Genomic DNA, 24,494 nt, shown 5'->3' with positions numbered 1-24,494 from the left:
AGGACGTGATGAAAGAATATGCCGTATTCCTCATACGACCATGACAAATTAGAAGCCGCCGAAACCATGCGGATAGAACGCCGGATATATTTTGAAGCAAAGGACAGGGAGATTGCCCCTTATGCTTCCTTGCCGATTGCGCAGCTACTTTCCATGCGCAGCGAAAGCGCGGCGGCAGAACAGGCGATTTTTGACGACCTTAAAGAACGCGCCGCCGCATGGGAAGAACAGGCGGGAAGAACGCTTTTGCTGGATAAAACACTTGAATATGTGAGAACGCCGCACGTCCAGCACACCGCTAACGAGTGGCAGACCACCGAGCATAACCGCCATATTCGCAGCAATCGGGTATATCAGATGAATTACTACATTTACGAGAATACCCGCTACGACAAAGAAGCGCAGAAATCTATCCCGTATTCATGGACGCTTACATGGAGCGTGCGCACCAACAGCCCAAGCAGAACCCAAGCGAAGATTGCCGGACAAGATAGAAAGGTTTTCACCGACAAGGCAGCTATGGAAAAGTATCTGAATGGGCGTATCAAAGCGTATGACCGCTTGTTTACGGAAATCTCCCCGCCTATCCCGCAGGAGTACGCCGACTATTTCAAAGTAAACGGTATGCTCATGCCGGACTACACCATAGAGGGCGAAGAACCCCCGCAGCAGCAACAGGCGGCAGCTATCCCCGAAAATACCGGGCAGGAAAAGGAGCGTGAACACATGAGCGAACAGTTTTCTATTATGATAGGCAACCGCAGCCGCTTTGACGCGGGCGACCCCGGCGGCTATTGGTTGGATATGCCCGCCACAAAGGAGCAGTTGCACGAAGCTATGCGGAACGTCGGCATTACCGCCGACAACCCGCAGGATTTTTCCATTCGCGGCTATTCCGACGACCCGGAGAAACATATTGCCTTGCCTTATGAAATGGTATGCGCCGCCGACGTGGACGAACTCAATTTTCTTGCGGCGCGGCTCGAACAGCTTGACCCCGCCGAGGTTGGCAAGCTGAACGCAGCTTTGCAGCAGAAAAACGGGCTTGCAAATATTGGACAGGTAATTGACTTCACCTACAACGTGGATTTTTACGTCCATATCCCCGAAGTACATAACTACCACGATTTGGGCGACTATTACTTAAATCAATCCGGCATGGTACAAATGCCCGAAGAATGGAAAGGCGGCATTGACCTTTCTACTTTTGGCAGGAACGCTGCCGCGCAGGAAAAAGGCGCGTTTACCGAGTACGGCTATATCGTGGAAAGCGGCGACGAGTGGGAACGGCAGTTTGAGGGGCGCGAAGTGCCGGAAGAATACCGCATTATGAGTTACCCGCAGCCGGAGCGCGGCGAACAGGACAAAGCCTATATGGACGCAGCCGAAACGCAGCAAGCAGACGCACAGGCCGCAGAGCCGCAGCAGCCCCGCCCCGTCGTCCCCATTATCCTTACTTCCGAAAAGCCCGCCGAAAAGGTAAAGGAGATCACCGCGCGTTTGGAACAGGGCGTACAGGCGATTTTTGACAGCGACCGCTACAAAGAGTTTCTAACCGCTATGTCAAAGTTCCATGATTATAGTTTGAATAACACTATCCTAATTGCTATGCAGGGCGGCAATTTGGTAATGGGCTTCCGTCAATGGGAAAAGGAGTTTGACCGCCATGTAAAGAAAGGCGAGAAAGGCATTAAAATCTTTGCCCCCGCGCCCTACAAGGTGAAAAAGCTGGTTGATAAAATCGACCCCGAAACGAGAAAGCCCATGCTTGACCGCGAGGGAAAAGTGGTAAAGGAAGAAAAGGAAATCACCGTCCCCGCCTTTAAGGTTATAACCGTCTTTGATATTTCGCAGACCGAGGGCAAGGAGTTTCCCGACCTTTCCGTTAAACCGCTGCTTGCCGATGTGGAGCAGTACGAGGATTTTTTCGCCGCCCTTGAAAAAGCGTCCCCCGTCCCGATTGCATTTGAGCAGATCACAAACGGCGCAAATGGGTATTTCAGTTTGACCGACAAGCGTATTGCAATCAAAGAGGGCGTGAGTGAATTACAGGCGGTAAAGACCGCCATTCACGAAATCGCCCATGCGAAGCTGCACGACGTAGACTTAAACGCCCCGCCGGAGCAGCAAAACCGCGTTGACCGCCATACCTGCGAGGTAGAAGCGGAAAGCGTCGCTTATACGGTTTGCCAGCATTTCGGCCTTGATACTTCCGATTACTCTTTCGGCTATGTGGCTGGTTGGAGCAGCGGCAAGGAAATGACCGAGTTAAAAGCGTCCCTTGAAACAATACAGACCACCGCAAAGGAACTCATTACCGAGATTGAGGGGCATTTTACCGAGTTGCAGCAGCAGCGGCAAGCCGAGCAGGAGCAGGGCGATACCTTTTCCATTTATCAGTTAAAGCGCGGGGACGAAACAAGGGACTTGCGCTTTGAGCCTTATGACCGTCTGCAAGCGGCTGGACTTACCATTGACCGGGTAAATTATGAACTCGTCTATACTGCACCGCTTACAAAGGATATGACGCTGGGCGACATTTGGGAAAGGTTTAATATCGACCACCCCGCCGACTTTAAGGGGCATAGCCTTTCCGTTTCCGACATTGTTGTGCTTCATCAGAACGACGAGGACACCGCCCACTATGTAGACAGTATCGGTTTTCAGCAAGTGCCGGAGTTTTTGCAGGAGCAGCAGACCCCCGTATTTGACAAGCTGCCGCCCGAACAGCAGCAAGCCTTGTCCGACACCGTACAAGACACTTTGCAAATGCTGGTTGACGCAGACAAGCGGATTTATGGCGACGTTACGGGCAAGACCCTTGAAGCAATCGCGGCGCAAGGATATTCCTACAAGGACGGGCAGCTTGAAAAGCAGCAGCCGGAAGCGACCCCCGACAGCCTTTTGACGGGTGAAACCGTTAGAACGCCGAGGGGCAATTTTCATATTACCGATATGAGCCGTGAACAGATCGAAGCGGCGGGATTTGGTTTTCACCATGCGTCGGAGGACGGGAAGTATCTCATTATGGGGAATGGCACACAGGCTTATGCCATAGCCGCCGAGCAGCCGCAGCGGGATAATCCCTTAAAGCACGTCGAGGACACCATAGAGCAGAACGACAACAATTTTGACGGGCTTATCAACAATACGCCGCAAACGCCCACCGTTGCAGATTTTGAGCAGCGGGCAAAGGCGGGGGAAGCGATTTCCGTTACCGACCTTGCAAAAGCGGTAAAAGCCGAGAAACGGGAACAGCCGCAGAAAAAACCGTCCATTTTGAAGAAGCTGGACGAATACAAGAAACAGGCGGCGCAGCAGCCGAAAGATAAACAGAAAGAGCATAAAAAGGATTTGGAGGTTTGATAGCATGAATACCCGCTTTACCATTGAGGAAGAAAACATTGTTGCGATCTACGCCGAGGACAGCCGGGAAACAACGCTTGAAAATATCCTTGCCGCCATGCCCTACATGGACGAGGATATGCGCCAGCTTGCCGCCGCAGCGGTGAACAAGCTGCAAGCCATGACGGACAGCGAGTTTTCCGAAAGGGAGTTTATCTTGACCGACGAGGAATAGCCCATAGAGAACAGGGGCGCGGTTGCCGATTTCCGGCACCGCGCCCCTGTTCTTTTTTTGTCCTTGCGTGGACAATTAGAAAGCCGTTTTTGCGGGTTTGAATATACTTTATCGTCTATGTCGTTTTCATGCGCTGGAAGCCGCAGAAACACAGGCGTTTTCAGCCCTTAACATTCCACTTGCCACCCCATGTTTTGCGCCTTATCGCTCCTGCTCCCGCGCCCTGCTTTGGGACGGGTAAAGAATACTATCGACGTTCTTTTTGACAACGCCGTATTCCTGCATTTGCTTCTTGGCTTGCCGATAATCTTCATACAATTTGGTTTTCCTGTCGTTTAAGCTTCTATACTCCTTGCGCAGCGCGGCGAGATCGGGCAGCTTCTTTATCTGCATTTCCTTTAATGCCCTTGCCGCAGCTTCAAACAGGATAATTTCGCTTTCATGCCCCCGCAGATACTTTTCCTTGTCCGGCGATTTTCGGTATTCATCGTAAATCGGTTTTAACTGTCGGTATGTGGTGGTGTGCTTGATAAGCAGCGACAAATCAGACATACGCTGTTCCACTTCCTTAACCGCCTTTGCCGCCGCGTCATGAGCGGTCATAATATCGGCTATCTTGCTTTCAAGTTCGCTATAATACTCAATCTTGTTTTCGGTTAGGAAGTTCATGCTTTTAGCAGCCTGTTTCAGATTATGGATTTTTGCCCACCGTTCATAGCCCGCCGACTGTTGGGCTTTGATACTGTTTTCAAGATCGACGACAAGCCGGATTTTCTTATCTTCCCGCAGCGTTTTTGTTTTGGCAACATACACGCCCTTGATACGCTCCTTTATCGCTTCTTCCGTATAGGCCGCGCCGAGCGTCTTTGTGCGGGTAAACCGTTCCTGTCCGGCAGCGCGAAAGGAAATGTATTTGCCCTGTTTGATTTCATACCCCATTTCCTGCAAGCGGCGCAGCAGTTCGTCAAAATCTTTCACTTGGGGAATGAGAGTATCTATCGCCGTTTTCAGCTTTGCTTTGTAGCTTGTCCCTTGCTTTTCGGCGGTGTATTCTGCATAGCTTTTTCCCTTGTCCTGTCCCGGTACGACGACGGATAGCCCATGCTCTTTACATATCCTGTCGCTGGTGCGCCGGATAAAGTGATAGCTTTGCTTGTTGGAATGGTACTTTTTGTAGTCAACGAAGCTAACCGCGTTGAAAATCAAGTGATTATGCAGATGGTCTTTATCGACGTGAGTTGTCAAAACAAACTCATACTTGCCGCCTAATACCGCCCCGGCAAGTTCCATGCCGATTTTGTGCGCTTCTTCCGGTGTGGTTTCTCCCACCGCAAAGGATTGTATCAAGTGCCGCCCTAAATGTGTGCCGCGATCTCCGGCAGCTTCCCGCGTCCATGCAAACTCAATATCGGCGGTTTCCAGCCCGCAGCCGAAAGAGGACGCAAGCAGCTTCCCGTCTGTCTTTTCGGGATTTAAGATATAGTCTATCGCAGCCTTTAAGGTTGATTTAATAGGGTGCGTCTTTGTAACCGCCATATCTCGTCCACCGCCTTTTTAATGTCCTCTATATCCTGCCTGTAAACCGTCCCCGTCGCATTGGCGCGTTTTGCAATTTGGTTGATGTTCCGGCTCACCGCTTGCAGTTCCCGGATATATGCTTTTGTGTCGCTTCGGTCAACGACAAGAATATACCCGTCTATCGCCATTTTACGGAAGTATGCCCCATACTGCTTTATGGGAAGCTGCTTCATCTTCTCGTCGATCAGCCGCTTTTCTTCTTCCGTAACGTAAAACTTCATCTGTATATTTCTCTTTCGGTTTTCCATTTCCGCACCGCCTTTCGGTATAAGGGTTTGGGATTATCCCAACAAGCATTTTCCGCAAACGGGTACTCGTTTGCTGTGCTTGCTATCTACTCCATACCCCCACCGAAAGGCGGTATTTGTTGCGCGTTCCTTTGATTTTGGACGCAAAAAAAGATTGCAGCCGCCATGCGCTGCAATCTCCCGATTTCTCATATTGTGAGGTTAATCCTCTGCTTTTTCGACTTCCGTTATCTCCCTTGCTGTTGCGGTTACAATCCGTATGCCTTTATCGCTCATACCGTCCAGCAGCGCGTCAAGCTGCCGCCGCCCGGTGGATTTCTCCGCATTGCTGTTCGGGAAGAAAAATTGATCTACCGAAATATGATACCGGGTTACAAGGTCATAGAATACCTGTAAACTCGGCTGTTGTCCCTTGTTCTCGATATTCGCAAGGTAGCGCGGGGAAATATATAACTCGTCGCTTACCTTTTTGCGGCTCTCGCCGTATTCATTTCTCGCGGCTTTTATAGCTGCCCCGAAAGCCTTAAAGTCGTACAATGGTACGGGTCTTTTTGCCATTTTCATTCACCCTGTTACATTTTACAGTTCACCTTTCTTTTTGGATATGTCCACACAATTCATATCATTAGGTTAAATACTTCCTGTTGTGTATTGACAGTAGACTGATTTTCTGATAAAATAAAATTTATGTAAAAGGAGGCGGCGTTTATGTTGCATAGCATGCGTATTAGATAAGCATTGAAAAAAAGGATTTTCCCATTTTCAACATGGGCTTTTTTGTCATGCTTATTTTGCGGATGCTATACAAAAAACTAACGACGTATAGATATAGTATAGACATAGTGCAAGCTATGCCTTAGTTTTGTTGTACTGCTCTGTGCATTATAAATGCAGGTCAATGCTCATGTTGAGGATTGACCTGCATTTTTTTGTGTAAAAAGGACGAGTGAAATATAATGCTTAAAAAATATTGGATAAAATGTCCGATTTGTAACGGAAAGACGAGAGTTCAAGTATTTCATAATACTGTATTAAAAGATTTTCCTCTTTTCTGCCCTAAATGCAAATTGACGCATATCATTGATGTAGAAAAATTAGAGATTGTAATCAAAAATACAGAAAAACAAACTTTTATTATTTAGAAGAAAGGATATAAAAATGAAACGTTTACCTAAATATACGCCTGCGGAAGTACGGAATGATCCATACGGATTTACTTACAAAGAAATGTCGGAAGTTATTGGCGAGAATGAAGCAAAAGCCTTATATGAAGAATTATATAAGCAATTACCACGCAAAAAAAATCTATCAATGTTGGTAAAAAATATTTGCAAAAGCAGTGATACTGAAAAGTATGTTTACGAACTGAAAGACAACAAATACATTGAAACGGTTTTTATCAAGCGGCGAGATGGTGGAACTGTTTGCGTGAGCACACAAGTCGGTTGTCCTGTTGGTTGTATTTTTTGTGAGTCCGGGCGAAATGGCTTTGTTCGTAATCTAACATCGTCAGAAATCGTACAACAGATTATATTGTTGCGTCGAAAAGTAAACCGTATCGTTTTTATGGGTATGGGAGAGCCTTTATTCAATTATGACAACTTGATAAAAGCAATCCATATTCTCCGAGATAGATATGGGCTCAACTTTCCAACCGACGGCATTACCATATCAACAGTTGGTCCGGTCGATCAATTAAAAAAATTGCGCGAGGAACATCTTAAAATTCAGTTGACAATATCTTTACACGCAGCAACACAATCTGCAAGAAATCGTATTATTCCTCACATGCGCATATATGCTATTGAAGATGTTGTTAAGCAAGCCTTATCCTATTCTGAAAGGCATAATCGCAAAATTGTCTTTGCGTATTTGCTTTTACCGGGTATAAATGACCGGCCCTCAGATGTAAGACAACTTGCAAAATGGTTTCGGGGCAAAAAAGTTATGATTAACGTGTTACAATACAACCCAACAAGCAATTCAAGAATTAAAGCACCACAGAAACGGGAAATAGTTGCATTCAAACATCAATTAGAGCAAGCAGGACTTGAAGTTACTATGAGAGTTTCTCATGGCAGAGAGATTAACGCGGCTTGTGGACAGTTAGCTAACACATATAATAAATTCAAAAAAAAATGATTAAAAGTGCCAGACGCATAGACGCAGAGCCGATAACGCATTAGGTCAAAAAACCTATGTGTTATCGGCTTTTTTATTTAATATTGCGCAAAAGCCGCTGTTCCCTATTATAGAATGGATTGCGGGTAGTGTATTAAAGTCGCCCTTTTTTAAGGATACGGCGGTATCGGGGAGGTATCGCCGTGTCCATTTTTATTTACTGTAACCCGCCTAATGCTTTGCGGTCAAAAAAAGCTATGCTCCGCAAGCGGGATATTCCGGCTATGAATGTGAACTGTCAATACATTTAGCTACTGCTTACATTTCCTTTGCGCCCGTCCGCGTCTTGCGGACGGGCGCATTTTGCTTTTTTCAACTTTTTTCTGAAAAGCGCACTCAAGAGCCATCTCCCGAACGGGTACGGAGCGAAAGGGGCAGAGAGGACAAGCCCTTAACTCCCGTCCTCTACTCCACGCGGGAAGGAGGTGAACTCTATGGAGCTATCTTCTTCCGACAAGGAAAGAATACAACATCAGTACGACGCATTAGCAAAGAAAACTTTGGTCGGCGAAGCGAAAAGCCACCGCCGCACTCTTGCGAAACGCGCAGCACGCGAAGTTACTTTTTCGGATTTGAGCGAAAGCGAACTCGCGCAGCTTTTCACAACGGACGAATACGAAAGCGATTATTTCCGTTTTCAAGTGTCCGGCTTTGATGTACTCGTCAAAAATGAACTGCTTGCCGAAGCCCTTAACGCTTTGCCCGAAAGGAAACGCGACATTATCCTTTTGTCCTACTTCTTGGATATGAGCGACGCGGAAATTGGCGAACTGCTGAATGTTGTACGCACGACGGTTTTCCGGCACAGGAAATCCGCGCTTGCGAAAATCAAACAGTATTTGGAGGGAAAAGCAGATGATGAATACCGTTAGGAAGTCTGAAAATCTGTTGCCGTTCCCTGTCATTTCCGCAGCGGCAAACGGCGACACAACCGCCATGTGCGCGATCTTGAAGCACTACGAGGGTTACATAGCGAAACTTTGTACCCGCACGCTGAAAGACGACGCGGGCAATACCTATTCCTATGTGGACGAGGAAATGCGTAACAGGCTGCAAGTGCGCCTTATTACCCGCACCCTTGCTTTTCATGTAGGATAATCTTTTAGCCCATGCGGGGAGCGTGTCCCCTTTCCACGCTTCCCGTTATGGGCTATTTGTCGTTCCGCAAAAGCATATCCGCTGTTGATGTGCTTTTGCAGGCCGACAAAGCCTATTGTTCTTTGACAAAGAAAGCGGCCTTTGGTGCGCAGCATAACAGGCAAACGGGTACATTCCGTCTGTACCGAGCCAGTCGGCGGGTACGCCATGACAGCTTTTCCCCATAGGGGAAAAGCCGAGCGAGAACTACCGCGCCGTAAAACAGGTTTAGCAGCTTGTGGGCGACGACATACAAGGCGGCACAATGATACTCCCGCGTTGAACACCCTCAAAGTATTGCGCGGCGCACCCATAAGCATGGGCCGGGGTGAAACTCCCGTGAGGTTGCAGCTAACAACCGCCCGTTTTTGCCTTTTGACGAATATAGTTTATCCATACAGGAAAAGGAGGTTTTTCTAATGGATAAAAAACAGACAATTACAACCGAACGCAAAATAGGGAAAATCACCTATCTTGTTCAAGCGTTGCCGAGTGAAAAGGCAACCGATACAATCCATAAAAAGATTGAGAAACTCATTGTAAAGGATTTGCAGAAAAAGCCCGGAAATCCGGGATTTTTAGCGTCCGAGTAGTGCATTAGGCGGCGGGATATGGTATAATGATAGCAACACATTATACCTGTTTATTCGGCTGTCGGAAAGGAGGACTAATGTTACAGTCGAATAAAATCACCGCCCTTTACTGCCGTTTAAGTCAAGAGGATATGCAAGCCGGAGAAAGCGGAAGCATACAGCACCAAAAAATGATACTTCAACGCTATGCGGACGAACACCATTTTTTGAACACAAAGTTTTTTGTGGACGACGGATTTTCCGGCGTGAGTTTTGAGCGCGAGGGGCTGCAAGCGATGTTGCAGGAAGTGGAAGCCGGACGAGTGGCGACGGTCATTACCAAAGACCTTTCCCGTCTTGGCAGAAACTATCTGAAAACGGGCGAACTCATAGAGATTGTATTTCCCGAAAACGGAGTACGCTATATCGCGATCAACGACGGAGTTGACACAGCGCGGGAGGATAACGAGTTTACCCCCTTGCGGAACTGGTTTAACGAGTTTTACGCCCGCGACACAAGCAAGAAAATCCGCGCAGTTAAACAGGCACAGGCGCAAAAAGGCGAGCGCGTCAACGGGGAATATCCATACGGCTATATCCCAGACCCGAACAACCGCCACCACCTTATACCCGACCCGGAAACCGCGCCGATTGTCAAACAGGTTTTCGCTATGTTTGTTAGCGGCGTGCGTATGTGCGAAATCCAAAAATGGCTTGCGGAAAACAAAGTCTTGACGATTGGAGCGTTGCGCTATCAGCGTACAGGACAGGCGCGGTATCAGCGGGCAATGATCGCCCCCTATACTTGGCCGGACAAAACGCTCTATGACATATTAGCAAGGCAGGAATATTTAGGGCATACCATAACCGCGAAAACTCACAAGGTATCCTACAAGTCGAAAAAGACCCGGAAGAACGAAGAAGAACAACGCTATTTCTTCCCAAACACCCATGAGCCGCTTGTTGACGAGGAAACCTTTGAACTTGCGCAAAAGCGGATTGCTACCCGCCACCGCCCGACAAAAGCAGCGGAGATTGATATTTTTTCCGGCTTGCTGTTTTGCGCTGGTTGCAGACATAAGATGTATTACCAACAGGGCGTAAATATCGAGCCGCGCAAGTTTTCCTATTCTTGCGGCGCATGGCGCAACAGGGCAAGGACAGGCAGCGAGTGTACCTCTCATTATATCCGCAAAAACGTACTTCTTGATTTAGTGCTGGAAGATATGCGGCGGGTTTTGCGGTATGTTAAGGAACACGAACAGGACTTTATCTGTAAAGCTACCGAGTACGGCGACATGGAAGCGAGAAAGGCATTAGCGCAGCAGCAAAAGGAACTTTTCAAAGCACAGGCGCGTATGACCGAACTTGACACGCTTTTCCGCAAGCTGTATGAGGACAACGCATTAGGCAGACTGACAGATGAACGGTTTGTGTTTCTAACTTCCGGCTATGAGGACGAAAAGAAATCCCTTGCCGCAAGGATAGACGAGTTACAACAGCAGATCGCAACCGTTACCGAGCGAAAAAGGGATATATCAAGGTTTATTCAGATTGTCGGGAAATACAGCGACATACAGGAATTGACCTATGAAAACGTCCATGAGTTTATCGACCGTATTTTGATACATGAATTAGACCGGGAAACCAACACCCGGAAAATCGAAATCCATTATAGCTTTGTCGGACAGGTTGATACCGAGCAGGAGCCGACGCAAGTTGTCAACCATGACCGCCGCAACATGGTAGATGTAAAAAGTATCGCTATCTAACCCCAGCAAAGGTCGCTCCACTCCAACCATCATCGGTAAAATGAACAAGATTCGTAAAGCCATGTTTTATAGCATAATCTTCAAGCATTTGCTTTTGATGAACGATACTGTTACTCTCTCCAGCATTATCATCATCACGAGACAGTCTTTCATACAAAGCAGTAATGCCATTGCTTTTATCTTTTTTTCTTCTCATGCTGAACTCCTTTCTTCAATTCCTATCCACTCCTTACGCTCACAAAATATCACATCGGTGTAGGCTTTCGGCGGGGACGTGAAATGTTCCGAAATATCAGATACAACAGAATAACTTTGTCCCTCGGCCAGTTCCGGCAGGGTGTTCAGCACTTCTTCCTCGGTATCTGCTTTCAGGGTGGAGCGGAACCGCTGGTCGATTTCTTTCCAACCGGGAACAAGCGCGGTCTTTCCCTTGGCGGTGAACTCGTTCCCGGTGCAGGAGAACACAGCAGTCACAGTTTCGTACTCATGGGGTGCAGCCACAGCGCAGAGCAGCTTGGAGCAGACAAGGTTCATCAGCTTGCACTCACTTTCCGCAAGGCCGGTGAAGCCCTGTTTTACAAATTCGGCCGTGGGAAGGATGGCGTGGTGGTCCGATACCTTTTTGCTGTTCAGCACTCGGCCTACTTCCGCAGTCAGCGCAAGTCCTTGGGCAAAGGGCAGCAGCCTCAGCAGGTCAGACACAAGATGTTGTACCGTCTGGCCCATATCCTCGGTCAGATATTGGCTGTCCGTGCGGGGATAGGTCAGCAGTTTCTTTTCGTAAAGCTGCTGGGCGTAATCAAGGGTCTGTTTTGCGGTAAAACCGAACAGACGGTTTGCTTCCCGCTGCAAGGTGGTCAGGTCATAGAGCTTGGGCGGCTGTTCTGTCTTTTTCTCCCGCTTGACAGAAGAACAGATAGCAGATGCCCCGGCACAGGCTTGTCTCAAAGTGTCGGCCTCGTCCATGCTGGCAATGCGTCCACTGCCCGCTTTCAAACTGCCGGACTGGATGCCGACCGTATAATACTTTTCTTTCTGGAAGCGCAGGATTTTTGCATCCCGGTCCACCAGCATTTTCAGTGTCGGGGTCTGCACCCGGCCCACCGTCAGGGTCTTATGGTACAGCACCGAAAACAACCGCGTTGCATTGATGCCCACCAGCCAATCCGCCTTTGCACGGCAGAGGGCCGATTGATACAGAGCATCATAATCCGAATCCGGGCGCAGGTTTGCAAAGCCCTCCCGGATAGCGGCATCCTCCATGCTGGAAATCCAGAGCCGCTTCACAGGTTTCGTGCAGCCGGCCATTTGGTAGACGAAGCGGAAAATCAGTTCTCCCTCCCGGCCTGCGTCGGTCGCGGCGGTCACACTGTCCACATCCGAGCGGTTGAGCAGGGCGCGGACGATTTCAAACTGCGGTTTCTTTTCGTCCGGTACGATGAACTGCCACGGCTGGGGCAGGATGGGCAAATCCTCATACCGCCACTTACAGTATTTTTCATCGTACTGGCCCGCTTCCGCAAAGGACACCAGATGCCCGATGCACCAGCTGACAAGATACCCGCCGCCCTGCCAGTAGCCGTTTTGCTTTTCATCGGCCCCGATCACGGCGGCGATGCTGCGGGCTACACTGGGCTTTTCGGCAATCACCAGCTGAAAACTCATGTTTCGTCCTCCTGTCCGTCCTCTGAATGAATTTCGATTTCAGCCGGTTCCTCGTCTGCATCCTCATCCTCACCAAAATCGTACTCGTCCAGATCATCGTGCCCGGTGGTGTCGGCCTTGGGTTTGCGGAACTTGAAATAATAGAGGGCCGCGCCACCGCCCGCCAGAGCCAGCATCAGCAGGATCATCAGACTGCCCATGTTGGACTTGGGCTTTTCCTGCGGCGTTTCGGTGTCGGTTTTCACCGCTTCCGGGGCCGTGCAGTTGCGCAGGCTCTTTTCACACAAGGGGCAGTTTTCGTTGACGTTTCCGGCCTCACATTTCACCGTGCAGGTACAGACTTCGGCGGCCTGCGGTTCTTCATCCAGCAGGGCCAGCAAGTCGGCATCGTCCACTTGGTTCAGGAAGTGAACGGACGTTTCCTTGTCCTCGTTGGCACGGTCAATGAGAATGTAAAAATAATTCCCGGCCTTGGTGGTCACGGTGATAAGCTGCTTGTCGCCGTAAAAATCATCCACCAGTGTTGCGTTGCCTTTGGGCGTGATGGACACGCCCTCCGGCTCCATGCCGCCCGTAGTCGGTTCTTCTTCGATAATCTCCGGCAGAGGTTCCGGGGCTGGGTCAGAGCCGCTTGCAAAAGCAGGCATGGAGAACGAACAGAGGCAGAACAGGATAGTCAGCAGTCCGGCAGCGAAGCGGTTCCAGTTATCAGGTTTCATCGGCGGCATCCTCCTGTTTGTGGTACGGGGTGACGGTGGGTGCAGCGTTCAGCGCACCGCTGCGCAGGAAGGCCGCGAACTCGTCCGGCTTCATGTTCATGCTGCGCACCAACTGAATGATCTGCAAATTTTCCTGTTCGGTCTTTGCAGCTTCCAGTTCTTTCAACTGCTGCTGGTATTCAGAGATTTTTTCTTTGAGCCGTTCAATATCGCGCTCAATGCGGGAAAGTCTTTTTACCATACAAAATCCTTTCTGGCGTCACGGTAAACGCCCATAGCTGTAAAAATGTTCCTGCCAATATTTTGAGTTGATGTTCGTGTAGGAGATGGGGTCGCCGCAGTGCAGCATGATGGAATTGCCCACATAGATGCCGCAATGGCTCACGCCGGGGGTATCGTAGGTTCCCTTGAAAAACACAAGGTCGCCCGGTTTGACCTGCGCCGTCGAAACAGGAGTGCAGAGGTTGTAAAGGCCCTGTGCGGTCTGGCGGCCCACGTTCCAGCCGGAGTGATTCAACACCCACGAAATGTAGCCGCTGCAATCAAAGCTGGTGCTGGGCGAACTGCCGCCCCACACATACGGGTAGCCGATGTACTTTGTTGCTTCCTCCATCATAGCGGCAAACCTATCATCCTTTAGCGCTTCCGGGGGAATATCGTAGTAGGTGGGCTGCTTGATGGTGGACGCATTGGGGTATTGCGCTTTGCCAAACAAATCCGGCCGGTTACCCAGCGTGCGCATATAGAGCGAATAGGCACTAAGCTGTTCTTCGGTCAGTACTTCCACGGGCAGATGGGATAAATCCTTGTTCTTCAGCTTGACCGTGCAGATGTAGTATTCATACGGTTCTTGATAGGTGATAACCTGCGGCACACCATACGGGCCAATAATGACCATCATTTTTGTACGGTAACGTATCTGCATGGTCACGGTCTCGGTCAGGATGTACTGCTTTTCAAAGAGCATTTCAAGTTCGCCCTGCACCTCGGCCAATGTAAAAACGCCATCATGGAGCGCGGACAAAATCGAGATCAGCACATAGGGGTCATGCTCGATTTCGTCCAGATAAAAATGGTATTCATCGTAGTTGTGGGTGGCCTCGTAGGTGTCCAGATACCGTTGTAACTTTTGTTCCAGCTTGGCGTAGGCTTTCTCGGCACCCAGCATATCCTTGTCCTTGGAAAAGTAAGAGGATGCCGTTACGCCGGTTCCAGCGGTGCCCGCCATCACGGTGCAGGACTGCAACCCCGTTATCAACAGCAGAGCCAGCAGACCAAACACCGCCACAATCAGAATGGTTTTCCAGTTCTGTGCTGCAAATTCGGCCACTCGTTCGCCGCCCTCGGCCGCCAGCTTTGTTACCCGGAAACCGTTCTCTGCGGTGGCGGCTGCACCCTGCGCGGCGGCTTGGCCGGCCTGCCGTGCAGCTTTGGCATACTGCTGTTTGATACGCCGTTTCTGCCACATCCGGGAAATGGGGTTGCTGGCCGCCTGTGCAATTTGCGGATTGTCCCGCAAAGACTTCTGGTAGAAATACTCCGCATTGGCAGACATGAGCTGACGCTCTGCCTTTTCCACGGCCTTGTAGGGCTTCATCTTGTGGTGCCGGATGCCGCTGCGGATGACCTTGGCGGTCTGATGCTCCACCAGTTCTTCACCCTTGTGGCCACCCTCCACACCCACATTTTCGTGTTCGACTTCATGGATTTTTCCGTGAGCGAACAGCAACGCTTCTGATAGCGGGCGGCTGGCCGGGTTTGGTTTCAGGCTGGGCGGGCCTTTGTCCTGCCGCTCAAAGCGCAGGGTGGATTTTGCCTTGCCGTTGGCAACATCGTAGACTTTTTCCTTGACCGGGACACGCTTTTTGGGCAGAGCAGCGCGGGCTGAATCCAGCTTGTCAGCCTTTGCTTCCGCTTTTTGAATAAACGGCTGCAACGCCGGGTCTGCCCGGTCTTCTTCGGTCAGTTCCAGACGGGAAGCAGAGCGGTGCAGGCCATCTTCGCTCTCGGCGGTTTCCGCAGCTTGCTTGGTCTTTTTCCTTGCCTTGTGCTTGTCCTTGATGTCCTCGGCCCGTTCTAAGATTTTTTCAGCCTTGCCCTCGGCATCCGTGGAGTAGTCCTGTTCCGCTTCCCGACTGGAAACATTCTCTACAGTGCCGTCCGCTTGATTTTCCACCACCAGACCGTCACGGGTCATGGTCTGGGTGACTTTGGCTTTCGCCTGCAATTCTTTCAAAGTTCTTCACCTCCCATCGGACAGCTGCCCGTTTCAATGTCCGCAATGTATTTGAGAATCGGGAATACCTGCGGCGGCGAAACCGCATTGCCCAGCGTTTTCATCCGCTTGCTGCGGTTCGGCACATCTTCGGTCAAACGCGGGATGTCGGCGGGTTCTTCGGCCCAAAGGGAATGTCCGTCCATTTGCGCGGGAAACCCATCAGCCACTCTACCCAGTCCGGGTTGAGGTAGGGCTTTTCCAGCGTGGTGGGGGTCATCCGGTAGACCACATGGGAAAGCCGCGCCGTCCACGCCTTGCCGTCCTTGTTCATCTTGCGGTAGCTGCCGTTCGCAGAGATTTGGATGTCCAGTCCCTTGCCCACATCCCCGGTGTCGCTGGCAAGGGGCGTGGGAAGCAGCGGAGCCGATGATGAATACTCGTTTCCGCTCGTGCCACGCGCCAACGGCAGCAGCAGGTAATACGAAAACCCGAACATCGTAACCTGCCTGCTCCAAGTCAATGAGCGTTTTGTCGAGCCCCATATGGAGGAAGCCAGCAACATTTTCTCCAAGCACCCAACGGGGCTGCAATTCCCGGATAACCCGCAGCATTTCGGGCCACAGGTAGCGTTCATCGTGGAAGCCGCGCTGCCGCCCTGCGGTGGAGAACGGCTGGCACGGGAAACCACCTGAAATGAGGGTGACGGTGCGAAGTCCTGTTTTTTCAAAGAAAGCCTCCTTTGTTACGGTGGTGATGTCCTGAAAGCGGGGCACCTCCGGCCAGTGGCTTGCCAGCACAGCGGCGGGGAAGGCTGCCCACTCGCATTGACAGACCGAAGTGAAACCCGCTGCTTCCGCGGCAAGGTCGATGCCGCCGATGCCGGAAAACAAACTGAAATGCGTTAGGCTCATAGCTCCACCACCTCGCTGAGCCGGGTGGTCATAATTTTGTAAAGCTGGGTGTTTTTCGGGATGGGGTTTGAGAACGGCAACACCACGTTCTCAAAAATCAGCAGTCCCTCGCCCGGTTCGGAATTATCAATGTACTTCTGCTGGTCTGCGGAGAGGTTCAGCCGTTCCGAAAGGATTTTGCGGTCGCCGGATGCCTGATTCAGCAGCGTGATGAAGTCGCTGTTTTCCAGAATGTTCTCAATCTCCGGGGAAGAAAGAAGGTCCTTCACATTCTGGGTGGCGCCCGTGGGCACGCCGCCCCATTTGCGGAAGCGCTTCCAGATTTCTGCGGAATAAGCAGCGGTCTGTTCTTCTTTCAGGAGCAAATGAAACTCATCCGCAAAATACCATGTGGCGCGGCCTTGGCTACGGTTCTGGGTGACGCGGCCCCATATCTGGTCTTGGATAATGAGCATCCCCAGTTTTTTTAACTGCTTACCTAACTCTTTGATGTCAAAGGCCACAAGCCGGTTGTGGATGTCCACATTCGTTTTGTGGTTAAACACGTTCAGCGAGCCGGACACATACAGGTCCAATGCCTGCGCTACCCGGTCCGCTTCCGGCAAGTGTTGGTCGAGCAGGGCTTGGTGCAAATCGGAGAGGATGGGCATATTCTCCGGGCAGGGGCTCGCCAGATAGGGGCGGTAGATGGCTTTCACGGCACGGTCTATCACGGTGCGCTCAATCGCTTCCAGACCTGTTTTGCCGCCCATGACCAGCTCACAGAACGACAGCACAAAATCCGATTTCAGGGCAAGCGGACTATCATCCTCGGAGTAGTTGAGGTTGATGTCCAGAGGATTCACATAGTCCTTGCTGGTGGGCGAAAGTTTGATGACCTGCCCATGCAGCCGCTTGACCAGCGGATAATACTCGGCTTCTGGGTCTGAAATAAAAATATCGTCAGCAGTCGTTAAAAACACACTGACGATTTCAGACTTGCAGCTCATGGATTTGCCGCTGCCGGGCGTACCCAGCTTTAGGCCGTTGGGACACCGGGCCTGCTTGCGGTCCAGCATGATCATGTTGTGGGATTTTGCGTTGATGCCGTAGTACATGGCCGCGCCGCTCTGGAAAAGCTCCTGCGTCACAAAGGGCACGAACACCGCCACGTTGGAGGTGGTAAGGCTGCGCTGAATCTTTATCTGGTTGATGCCCAGCGGCAGGCTGGACACAAGGCCCTGTTCCTGCTGGTAGTCCAGCCGGACAAGCGAGCAGTTATACTTCTGTGCCACACCTGCGGCTTGGAACACATCGTTGCCCAGCTTTTGCTTGGTGTCGGCCACATTCAGCACAAGAAAGGTCAGCATGAAAAGCCGTTCGTTCCGGGTCTGCAATTTGTTCAGCAGCTTTTTGGCGTCCTCGCCGTAAGTGGCAAGGTCGCTGGGCAGGATGTCCATGTCGTACCCGGAACGGACAGCCTTTTTCTGCTCCTGAATCTTCATGGCGTCAAGGTCTGTGATCTTCCGCTTGATGGTTTTGATGGCCTCGGTCTGGTCGATGGCCTGCACATGGAGATTGACGAGAATGCCGCTTTCCGTTTTGAGAAAATCGGCCAGCATTTCATCCGAAAGTTCCGGCGCAAGGATTTGTAAAAAGCTCACAGCTCCATATTTGCCGCCCAGTCCAAAAGTCTTGGCCGTGCCGAAGCAGAGGGAGGACGGGGCCACAAAATCCTTAGTGGACAGGCCGGAGGGCGCCAGCCAGTCCCAGTCAAAGCGGAACGGTTCCCCGTCCGGGTGGAAGATGCCGTGCAGAACTTCCAAACGCTCCTGCCCGTCCATGACGTGCGCCGCGCAGCCCATGGTCTTGAAATAGCCCAGCAGGTCAAGACCAATGCGGGTCAGCCGCGCCCGTGCGGTTTTTAGATTGTCTGCCTCGATGGTGAAGGTCAGGTACTTGGTTTTGACAATGCCGTTGTTTCCGCTGGCAAGCTGCTTTTGCAGGATGGCGGTGTACTCGGCGCGGATGTCGTCAAAATCATCCCCCTGCGGTGCAATCTCAAAACTTTTTGCGTACTGCACCGGGTCAACCTTGCGATTGAGAAACGAAAGCTGCACATGGATGGAGGCATCCACATAGTTGTAGAGGTCGCACAGGTGTTCAAAGATGGCGGTCCGTGTTTCCGGCTGGGCCAGCTGATAACTGATGTCCTCAAAGGCAATGCACTTGGAGAACGTGCGGCGGCCAATGCGGCACACACCGTCCGGGTAGATGGCCTCATACGGGATGGTGGCCTGTGCCGTGCGGGGCTTGCCGTCACCCTTGTACTTGCGGAGAACGGCATCAATTTCTTTTTTCTGGGCGCGGGTGAGCTTTTTGGGCTTTTCGGTTTCGCGGGGTATCGTTTTTCTGGACAATGGCCTTTACCTCCTGTTCCATTTTGTATTGCCGCACAAGGGCGGCGTAAGCATTGTTGGTCTGATAGGGCCTTTCCTTGGGACGGATAAAGCAGCACTGAATCATTTGCTGAATCACTACTTCAAGGGGCTGGCCGTGCCGCTCGAACAGAGCGAACAGCAGCCCCGGCAGCATGGCAAAAATCATCAGCAGGGCCGCTGCACTGTTGGAAAGATAGTTCCGGGTCAAAAAATAAAGCGGTCCGCCCGTTAAAAGCGCACCGCCGAAGCAGACCAGCTGCCGCTTGGTCAGCCCGAATAAGACTTTGGATTTTACATGGGTCAAATCTTTGGGAACGGTCACATACGCCATTCAAACGCTCCTTTCTCAATGGGCACCGAATACGGACTTGCTGATGCTGCCGGTCTTGAACAGACAGAAACAGAGCAGCACGGTGTAGCCCATGCAGCCCCAGATAGCCCCGGCAATGTCCGCCGCGCCCGAAATGTTGCGTATCAGCACCGCATAGATGCCAACGACAATCATAATCAGGAACGCTTGGAAACCCAGCGCCAGCAAAGACTTCAAGTAGTTCTGCCCGGTGCTGCGCCACGCGCTGCTGCCCATGGTCGCCAGCGGGATAGGGCCTAACGCCGTGACCACATAAATTTCAATCATGCGGCCGTAGGTCACAAGGAAGATGCAGATGGACAGGATGTTCATGGTCAGGCCCACAACAAGGGTCTGAAACCATAGGCTGAGCAGACTGCCGATGGTCATGCTTTCCAACTGAAATTCCAGTCCGGGTATCAGGCGGTCAAAGTGGATGGATGTTTCACCGATGATAACGCCGGAACTTTGGTTGACAACGCTCTGGGTGGCATCGAACACACCCATAACGATATTCCATGTGTTGCTGACAATGAGGATGGCAAAAGCAGATTTGAAAATCCAGCGGAAGAACATGGAGGTGTCAAAGTCGTGCATATTGTTCTTTTCGGTAATCATCTGGATAAGCTCATGGCACATCACAAGGGCAAGGATAGCCGCTGCAATGGGCAGCACCACCGTTTCGGAAAGACTGCGCAGCATATTGAAGATGCCGCTGTTCCACGCCTGCGGGGTAGAGCCGACATCCGAAGCGATTTCGCCCACTTTGGCGTTCACGTTATCGAACAGGCCGGAGAGGTTGCCCGTGATGCCATCTATCAAAATGCCTTTTATCCATTTCTCGATGATCTCACTAATCAAGCAAAGATACCTCCTTTCCCGCGCCCTCCCATGTGAGCGGGAGAGCGCGGAGTAGGATTTTAAGTGTTAGTTGTTCGGAAAATTGTGGGCAGCGATGCAGGACTTAGCCCAGCAGCCCGGACAGCAGCGGGACAAGGGTCACGCCGATCAGGGCAACGCCGCCGCCCGCGACCAGCTGCTTCACACCCTGGCTCTTACTGCCGGGGTTATCCTGTCCATAACCCTCCAACAGGTTGATGCCGCCCCAGACACACAGGGCACCGCCCAGACCGACCACGATGGTCTGCAAAGTATCGACTGCACTGTTGAAAAATTCCATAAGGTCCTCACTTTCTGCCGCCTGTTCTGCGGCACTCAAAATAAAAATCATTCGACTGCATTTTCGTCCGACAAGTCAATTTCATACAGGTCAAAACTTTCGTCCTGTGCGACCACCTGCTGCCGCTTCCGGCGCAGGGTGGATAAGAACCTGTCCACATCAAAGGCGTTTTTCTTGTCCGCGTCCGCAAGGTACTTGTAGTGCGGGTGCTTGGTGATGTCGAACTTCTCCGAGAAGAACGGCCTCACACCCCGCAGCTGCAAAATACATCTGCCGCCGTCCATGATTGCGATTTCGTCCTCTGACATCAACGCCTTTCCTAATTTTTGATAGTTCAGTCCGTGGGAGGTTTGAGAACCCCGGTTCTCGCTGGTGTTGAAACTGTCGATGGTTTCTTTCCCCAGCGCATCGGAGATCTCTTTGGCATTCTTGCCCCGCCCACTCAAAAAGAGAACAGAATCGCAGTTGTCCGAAATGATTTCGGCCGCATCCTTGTAGATAGCTTTCAGCTGCGACTGGCTCTGCAAAATGATGGATGCCGAGATTTCCCGGCTGCGGATGGTGGCAATCAGCTTGTCGAAGTTGGGAATCTGCCCGAATAGCGATAGGTAAGCCTCTGGCGTTTCCACCTCGGGCTTTTCCCCCGCTCCACACCGTGCGTGATAGTTTCCCATCACACGGCGTTCCACCGACTAAGATTACTTTTTAGTGCCTATATAGTCCTCGAATTGTATTTCCTCCAACTCTCTGTGTTTTCGGAGTTTATTGATTTTATCTTTCATTTCTTCGGTCAACTGTAAGTCTTTAAGCAACTTTCCAATTTTTACAGGATTCGTTGCTCCAACCAGTTCTGACACCTCTTTTGACAGGATAATCAAATTCCTGTAAGTGTCGTTTCGCTCTCCCTTACATGGTTTGATATGCACACATACCATATCTGATATTGACAGGGCATTGTGCGTTACCGCACATTTGCCTTTTTGTGCGATATATCTCGAAAGAGCGTTGTCTGCCATCTCCAACGTAGGGTAGAGATGTGCATTTTCCATCATGTATTTCATAACATCGTAGCTGATACAGTTTTCGATGTCTGAATACTTCCTCACATATTTATTGACTTCACGCCTTTTATATTTGGGGTATTCATAAGCCACATATCCAACAGGGATAATCATTCTTCCCTTTATCCATCGGAACTGCTTAGACTTTCCATACTTTTCCTGAATAAACTTGCTGGTTATCTCGCCTTGACGTTCTATGGGGTAACAGCGGTTATTATGATTCATGCCGTTACTTTTTCCCGTTACTTTAAAGGCGATTTCCGCAAAGTCTGCTGATACCATAGTTGCCATACAGTAATAGTTGTGCATTCCCATAACCATTGCATTATAAAGACTTATATTTCGGTCTATCTCGCTTTGTTTGCTCGGATTCTTTATGTCTTTCCAAACGTCACTTAGCTTTTTAATGACCTTTGCTTTACTCTTGTCTGCCATGTGGGAACGTATTACCCACTTACTGCCTTTTGGTACAACCTTAAATTTGATACCGAGGAAAGTAGTGTAATTCTTCCGCAAGTTTGTGATACCCGACTTTTCTCCACTGGTCTGTAAATGCAGATTTTCTGCCAACCAGAGTTTTGTGGCACACATTACCTTTTTCGCCATTGCATAATCCCGACAGAATAGCTTAAAATCATCTGCATACCTTACGATATACATTTCTTTCAAATCGGTTTTTGCTCTCAGCTTATTCCATTTCTGCGTTCTGTCTACTGTGAGGACGTTTCCCTCTTTATCAGTCTTGTTAAACTCTAAACCTGTTTTACCCTCTTTGATTTTGAACATTTCCCACTGACTGGCAATCCACCAGTCCAGTTCATTCAATACAACATTTGCAAGAAGTGGGGATAGAATCCCCCCTGTGGTGTACCCGTTTCGGGAGTGATTATAATGTCATTGAACAGGATTTCCGCTTTCAGCATCTGCTTGATTATCATAATCAGCTTTCTGTCCTGTATGCCGATTCCCCACAACTGCCGAATCAACTTACTGTGGTCGATATTATCAAAGAAGCCAACAATGTCTACATCTACTACAAAGTGCAGATTCTGCAACTGTGCCATTTTATAGCATTGTGCGATTGCATTCTGCGTTGACCGATATGGTCTGAAACCATTGTTCCGCTCATGAAATTTCGCTTCACAAATCGGCTCCAGTATCTGTAAGATACACTGTTGTATCAGTCTGTCCCAAATACTCGGAATCCCTAATGGGCGGGTTTTTCCGTTGTCTTTCGGGATTTCAACTCGTCTAACCTTTTTTGGCTGATAATAGTTCAACTTATTTCTGACGGTTTTAATGACCGATTCGATGGGCAGTGACTGTATCGCTACAATCGTTTTCCCATCTGTGCCGGGAGTTTTGCTCCCACTGTTTTTACAGATATTTCGATATGCAAGTATGATATTCTGCTCTGACACAATCAACGGCATGAGCCTGTCAAATGTCTTTCCATTCTGGCTGTCCTCAAATAATCGGTAGCCTGTTTCTTTAGCGTCATACCTTTCTGCATTTCGCTCTGCTTTGTTTACAATTCGTTTTGCCATAGTAACCAGCTCCTTATCAGAGAATGATTTTTTCTTAGTCGCACCACGACAGCTATGAAAATCTCCATTTTGGTGATTACTATATAGGTATGAAAGAAAATCTTAGTATCGGCTTGAGGCTATCCCTCCACCGCTTATTGTTACGGCTTCACAGGTACTGTGCCTCTACTCTCACAGCCACTAATGCACTTATTATAGAAAGGCTCTTTTAATCCCTTTCCTTTTCGATACAACTACGGTACTTTTTCCGCTGATACAGTCAGCTCCCGTATTGGCTGCTTTCCACGTTCCGCATAACTTAGGATTGTTGCCACTTAGGTCGTTCCTTTAGCCCTGCAAGCATTATCTTCGAGCGAATCCATCAAGATACCTGTGTCCTGTAAACACAGAGGGCATTTCACACTAACAACTTTTACTTTGCCCCGCTTGCGTACCCATTGGTACACTTGCATTTCTGCAAGCCATTCGTTTAGAGCCGTACATTCGGAATCTTTGTCAGACCGCCTTTTTGGTCATTCTAACCATATGGCAACCCCACCCGCACTGTCACACACAACCCGTACCTCTACGAATCTTTCCTCGCCATTAAGCGTTAGGGTGTGCTTCGCACGACTTCCCCGAGCTTATAACCCCAACCGTCTGTATTCGGCTGACGCTATTCGGAGTATTAGTGAATCCCCTTCAGGGCGTTACCCCGTCATTTGAGATTTCAGTTATGCAGTTCTCTAAAACCACATTTATTTAATTGTTTGTGACTTTAGGCTACGCTTTTGTCGGTTATTCCCACCGTTTTAGGCGTAGAACGTGTCACACTGTTGGCGAACTCGTCCAGAATCAGCCGAACATGGACAGGCAGCCGACCGCCGTATTTATCATCCGCACGGTCACACAGCAGGTTGATAAGCTGGCTTTGGAGCATGGCGAGAATGAAGTTGAAGGTAGTGTCCGTGTCGCTCATAATCAAAAACAGCACGGTCTTTTCATCCCCGATGGTGTCCAACTCCATTTCATCGTCCTCCATCAGCTCCCGCACTTCCCGGATGTCAAATGGGGCTAAACGGGCACCGCAGCTTATCAGGATGGAGGAACGGGTCTTGCCCGCCGACAGCAAAAACTTTTTGTACTGCCGGACGGCGAAGTGGTCCGGGTCTTTCTGTTCCAGCCGTTCAAACATGAGGTCCACTGGGCTTTGAAACTCCGGGTCGTCCTCGCGGGCTTCACTGGCATTTATCATTTCCAGCAGGGTGGTGAAGTTCATTTCCTCTGCCGGGGCCTCGTACCAGATGTAGCCGATAAGCGCGGTGTAGAACAGCCGTTCCGACTATAGTGATAGGTAATCCTTTGAAGTTATCGCCG

Annotated in this window: 21 protein-coding genes and 4 pseudogenes; 8 read left to right on the top strand and 17 right to left on the bottom strand. The window is 50.1% G+C overall.

Annotated elements, in window-relative coordinates; all coding sequences use genetic code 11:
* Positions 1 to 18 precede the first annotated feature (18 nt).
* Positions 19 to 3,366, top strand: coding sequence for a YodL domain-containing protein (locus PG722_RS12235; protein ID WP_002584961.1), 3,348 nt, complete (start codon positions 19 to 21; stop codon positions 3,364 to 3,366).
* A gap of 4 nt (positions 3,367 to 3,370) precedes the next feature.
* Positions 3,371 to 3,580: a transposon-transfer assisting family protein gene (locus tag PG722_RS12230; RefSeq protein ID WP_002584960.1), complete on the top strand. Its 210-nt coding sequence runs from the start codon at positions 3,371 to 3,373 to the stop codon at positions 3,578 to 3,580.
* Between the two features lie 201 nt (positions 3,581 to 3,781).
* Here PG722_RS12230 and PG722_RS12225 read toward each other — a convergent pair whose 3' ends face one another.
* The 3 genes from PG722_RS12225 to PG722_RS12215 all read right to left on the bottom strand — a co-directional run bounded on the left by PG722_RS12225 (position 3,782) and on the right by PG722_RS12215 (position 5,964).
* A complete protein-coding gene (locus PG722_RS12225; RefSeq protein WP_002584959.1) occupies positions 3,782 to 5,116 on the bottom strand; it encodes a relaxase/mobilization nuclease domain-containing protein in 1,335 nt (444 codons plus the stop codon).
* Positions 5,077 to 5,406, bottom strand: a complete 330-nt coding sequence (locus PG722_RS12220; protein WP_002584958.1) for a plasmid mobilization protein — start codon at positions 5,404 to 5,406, stop codon at positions 5,077 to 5,079. The genes PG722_RS12225 and PG722_RS12220 overlap by 40 nt, the downstream gene beginning before the upstream one ends.
* 201 nt (positions 5,407 to 5,607) lie before the next feature.
* Positions 5,608 to 5,964 (bottom strand): helix-turn-helix transcriptional regulator, encoded by a 357-nt coding sequence (locus PG722_RS12215; protein ID WP_002584957.1) that lies wholly within the window; start codon positions 5,962 to 5,964, stop codon positions 5,608 to 5,610.
* A gap of 398 nt (positions 5,965 to 6,362) precedes the next feature.
* On the opposite strand from PG722_RS12215, the gene PG722_RS12210 reads away from it, so the two are divergent.
* The 6 genes from PG722_RS12210 (at position 6,363) to PG722_RS12185 (ending at position 11,068) form a co-directional block, all read left to right on the top strand.
* The gene (locus PG722_RS12210; protein ID WP_003431289.1) at positions 6,363 to 6,548 is read left to right on the top strand and encodes a cysteine-rich KTR domain-containing protein; all 186 of its coding nucleotides are present in this window, start codon (positions 6,363 to 6,365) and stop codon (positions 6,546 to 6,548) included.
* 16 nt (positions 6,549 to 6,564) lie between these two features.
* Complete coding sequence (gene rlmN / locus PG722_RS12205) at positions 6,565 to 7,548, top strand: 23S rRNA (adenine(2503)-C(2))-methyltransferase RlmN (protein WP_002584956.1); 984 nt, start codon at positions 6,565 to 6,567, stop codon at positions 7,546 to 7,548.
* Positions 7,549 to 8,021: 473 nt separating this feature from the next.
* A complete protein-coding gene (locus tag PG722_RS12200) occupies positions 8,022 to 8,459 on the top strand; it encodes a sigma-70 family RNA polymerase sigma factor (RefSeq protein WP_002604474.1) in 438 nt (145 codons plus the stop codon).
* A complete protein-coding gene (locus tag PG722_RS12195; protein WP_002604473.1) occupies positions 8,443 to 8,685 on the top strand; it encodes a helix-turn-helix domain-containing protein in 243 nt (80 codons plus the stop codon). Before PG722_RS12200 ends, PG722_RS12195 begins: the two co-directional genes overlap by 17 nt.
* A 458-nt stretch (positions 8,686 to 9,143) precedes the next feature.
* Complete coding sequence (locus PG722_RS12190) at positions 9,144 to 9,317, top strand: transposon-encoded TnpW family protein (RefSeq protein ID WP_002604472.1); 174 nt, start codon at positions 9,144 to 9,146, stop codon at positions 9,315 to 9,317.
* Between the two features lie 77 nt (positions 9,318 to 9,394).
* Positions 9,395 to 11,068: a recombinase family protein gene (locus PG722_RS12185; RefSeq protein ID WP_002604471.1), complete on the top strand. Its 1,674-nt coding sequence runs from the start codon at positions 9,395 to 9,397 to the stop codon at positions 11,066 to 11,068.
* Positions 11,069 to 11,075: 7 nt separating this feature from the next.
* Here the strand turns inward: PG722_RS12185 and PG722_RS12180 are convergent.
* From PG722_RS12180 to PG722_RS12120, 14 genes and pseudogenes are all read right to left on the bottom strand, one after another.
* Positions 11,076 to 11,264, bottom strand: a pseudogene (locus PG722_RS12180) (recombinase family protein); the annotation flags it as partial.
* Positions 11,265 to 11,275: 11 nt separating this feature from the next.
* Positions 11,276 to 12,733, bottom strand: a pseudogene (locus PG722_RS12175) (DNA topoisomerase); the annotation flags it as partial.
* On the bottom strand, positions 12,730 to 13,452 hold the full coding sequence (locus PG722_RS12170; RefSeq protein WP_270580698.1) for a DUF4366 domain-containing protein: 723 nt from the start codon (positions 13,450 to 13,452) through the stop codon (positions 12,730 to 12,732). The pseudogene PG722_RS12175 and the gene PG722_RS12170, both read right to left, overlap by 4 nt.
* Positions 13,442 to 13,693, bottom strand: a complete 252-nt coding sequence (locus tag PG722_RS12165) for a DUF4315 family protein (RefSeq protein WP_270580697.1) — start codon at positions 13,691 to 13,693, stop codon at positions 13,442 to 13,444. The genes PG722_RS12170 and PG722_RS12165 overlap by 11 nt, the downstream gene beginning before the upstream one ends.
* 18 nt (positions 13,694 to 13,711) lie before the next feature.
* Positions 13,712 to 15,688, bottom strand: a complete 1,977-nt coding sequence (locus PG722_RS12160; protein WP_270580696.1) for a C40 family peptidase — start codon at positions 15,686 to 15,688, stop codon at positions 13,712 to 13,714.
* Positions 15,685 to 16,581, bottom strand: coding sequence for a DNA cytosine methyltransferase (locus PG722_RS12155; RefSeq protein ID WP_270580695.1), 897 nt, complete (start codon positions 16,579 to 16,581; stop codon positions 15,685 to 15,687). Before PG722_RS12155 ends, PG722_RS12160 begins: the two co-directional genes overlap by 4 nt.
* Entirely contained in the window at positions 16,578 to 18,980 is a 2,403-nt protein-coding gene (locus PG722_RS12150) for a VirB4-like conjugal transfer ATPase, CD1110 family (protein ID WP_270580694.1), read from the bottom strand. Before PG722_RS12150 ends, PG722_RS12155 begins: the two co-directional genes overlap by 4 nt.
* On the bottom strand, positions 18,907 to 19,332 hold the full coding sequence (locus PG722_RS12145) for a PrgI family protein (protein WP_270580693.1): 426 nt from the start codon (positions 19,330 to 19,332) through the stop codon (positions 18,907 to 18,909). The genes PG722_RS12150 and PG722_RS12145 overlap by 74 nt, the downstream gene beginning before the upstream one ends.
* Positions 19,333 to 19,347: 15 nt before the next feature.
* Entirely contained in the window at positions 19,348 to 20,211 is an 864-nt protein-coding gene (locus tag PG722_RS12140) for a VirB6/TrbL-like conjugal transfer protein, CD1112 family (RefSeq protein ID WP_270580692.1), read from the bottom strand.
* A gap of 103 nt (positions 20,212 to 20,314) precedes the next feature.
* A complete protein-coding gene (locus PG722_RS12135) occupies positions 20,315 to 20,530 on the bottom strand; it encodes a Maff2 family mobile element protein (RefSeq protein WP_005922889.1) in 216 nt (71 codons plus the stop codon).
* Between the two features lie 47 nt (positions 20,531 to 20,577).
* Positions 20,578 to 21,126 (bottom strand): annotated as a pseudogene (locus PG722_RS12130) (type IV secretory system conjugative DNA transfer family protein); the annotation flags it as partial.
* Positions 21,127 to 21,228: 102 nt separating this feature from the next.
* Positions 21,229 to 22,416 (bottom strand): hypothetical protein, encoded by a 1,188-nt coding sequence (locus PG722_RS12125; RefSeq protein WP_330674699.1) that lies wholly within the window; start codon positions 22,414 to 22,416, stop codon positions 21,229 to 21,231.
* Positions 22,413 to 23,138, bottom strand: a complete 726-nt coding sequence (locus PG722_RS14060) for a reverse transcriptase domain-containing protein (RefSeq protein WP_201885414.1) — start codon at positions 23,136 to 23,138, stop codon at positions 22,413 to 22,415. The genes PG722_RS12125 and PG722_RS14060 overlap by 4 nt, the downstream gene beginning before the upstream one ends.
* An 814-nt stretch (positions 23,139 to 23,952) precedes the next feature.
* Positions 23,953 to 24,459, bottom strand: a pseudogene (locus PG722_RS12120) (type IV secretory system conjugative DNA transfer family protein); the annotation flags it as partial.
* Positions 24,460 to 24,494: the final 35 nt, after the last annotated feature.

Source organism: Butyricicoccus sp. OF27-2pH9A (assembly GCF_027693185.1).
GTDB classification, from domain to species: Bacteria; Bacillota; Clostridia; order Oscillospirales; family Butyricicoccaceae; genus Agathobaculum; species Agathobaculum butyriciproducens.
This window is presented reverse-complemented; position numbering and strand designations above follow the sequence as displayed.

Excerpts from the sequence above, each read along its gene's own strand:
- PG722_RS12235 (WP_002584961.1), top strand. The coding sequence starts at position 19 with ATGCCGTATTCCTCATACGACCATGACAAATTAGAAGCCGCCGAAACC.
- PG722_RS12230 (WP_002584960.1), top strand. The coding sequence starts at position 3,371 with ATGAATACCCGCTTTACCATTGAGGAAGAAAACATTGTTGCGATCTAC.
- PG722_RS12225 (WP_002584959.1), bottom strand. The coding sequence starts at position 5,116 with ATGGCGGTTACAAAGACGCACCCTATTAAATCAACCTTAAAGGCTGCG.
- PG722_RS12220 (WP_002584958.1), bottom strand. The coding sequence starts at position 5,406 with ATGGAAAACCGAAAGAGAAATATACAGATGAAGTTTTACGTTACGGAA.
- PG722_RS12215 (WP_002584957.1), bottom strand. The coding sequence starts at position 5,964 with ATGGCAAAAAGACCCGTACCATTGTACGACTTTAAGGCTTTCGGGGCA.
- PG722_RS12210 (WP_003431289.1), top strand. The coding sequence starts at position 6,363 with ATGCTTAAAAAATATTGGATAAAATGTCCGATTTGTAACGGAAAGACG.
- rlmN (WP_002584956.1), top strand. The coding sequence starts at position 6,565 with ATGAAACGTTTACCTAAATATACGCCTGCGGAAGTACGGAATGATCCA.
- PG722_RS12200 (WP_002604474.1), top strand. The coding sequence starts at position 8,022 with ATGGAGCTATCTTCTTCCGACAAGGAAAGAATACAACATCAGTACGAC.
- PG722_RS12195 (WP_002604473.1), top strand. The coding sequence starts at position 8,443 with ATGATGAATACCGTTAGGAAGTCTGAAAATCTGTTGCCGTTCCCTGTC.
- PG722_RS12190 (WP_002604472.1), top strand. The coding sequence starts at position 9,144 with ATGGATAAAAAACAGACAATTACAACCGAACGCAAAATAGGGAAAATC.
- PG722_RS12185 (WP_002604471.1), top strand. The coding sequence starts at position 9,395 with ATGTTACAGTCGAATAAAATCACCGCCCTTTACTGCCGTTTAAGTCAA.
- PG722_RS12170 (WP_270580698.1), bottom strand. The coding sequence starts at position 13,452 with ATGAAACCTGATAACTGGAACCGCTTCGCTGCCGGACTGCTGACTATC.
- PG722_RS12165 (WP_270580697.1), bottom strand. The coding sequence starts at position 13,693 with ATGGTAAAAAGACTTTCCCGCATTGAGCGCGATATTGAACGGCTCAAA.
- PG722_RS12155 (WP_270580695.1), bottom strand. The coding sequence starts at position 16,581 with ATGAGCCTAACGCATTTCAGTTTGTTTTCCGGCATCGGCGGCATCGAC.
- PG722_RS12145 (WP_270580693.1), bottom strand. The coding sequence starts at position 19,332 with ATGGCGTATGTGACCGTTCCCAAAGATTTGACCCATGTAAAATCCAAA.
- PG722_RS12135 (WP_005922889.1), bottom strand. The coding sequence starts at position 20,530 with ATGGAATTTTTCAACAGTGCAGTCGATACTTTGCAGACCATCGTGGTC.
- PG722_RS14060 (WP_201885414.1), bottom strand. The coding sequence starts at position 23,138 with ATGGCAAAACGAATTGTAAACAAAGCAGAGCGAAATGCAGAAAGGTAT.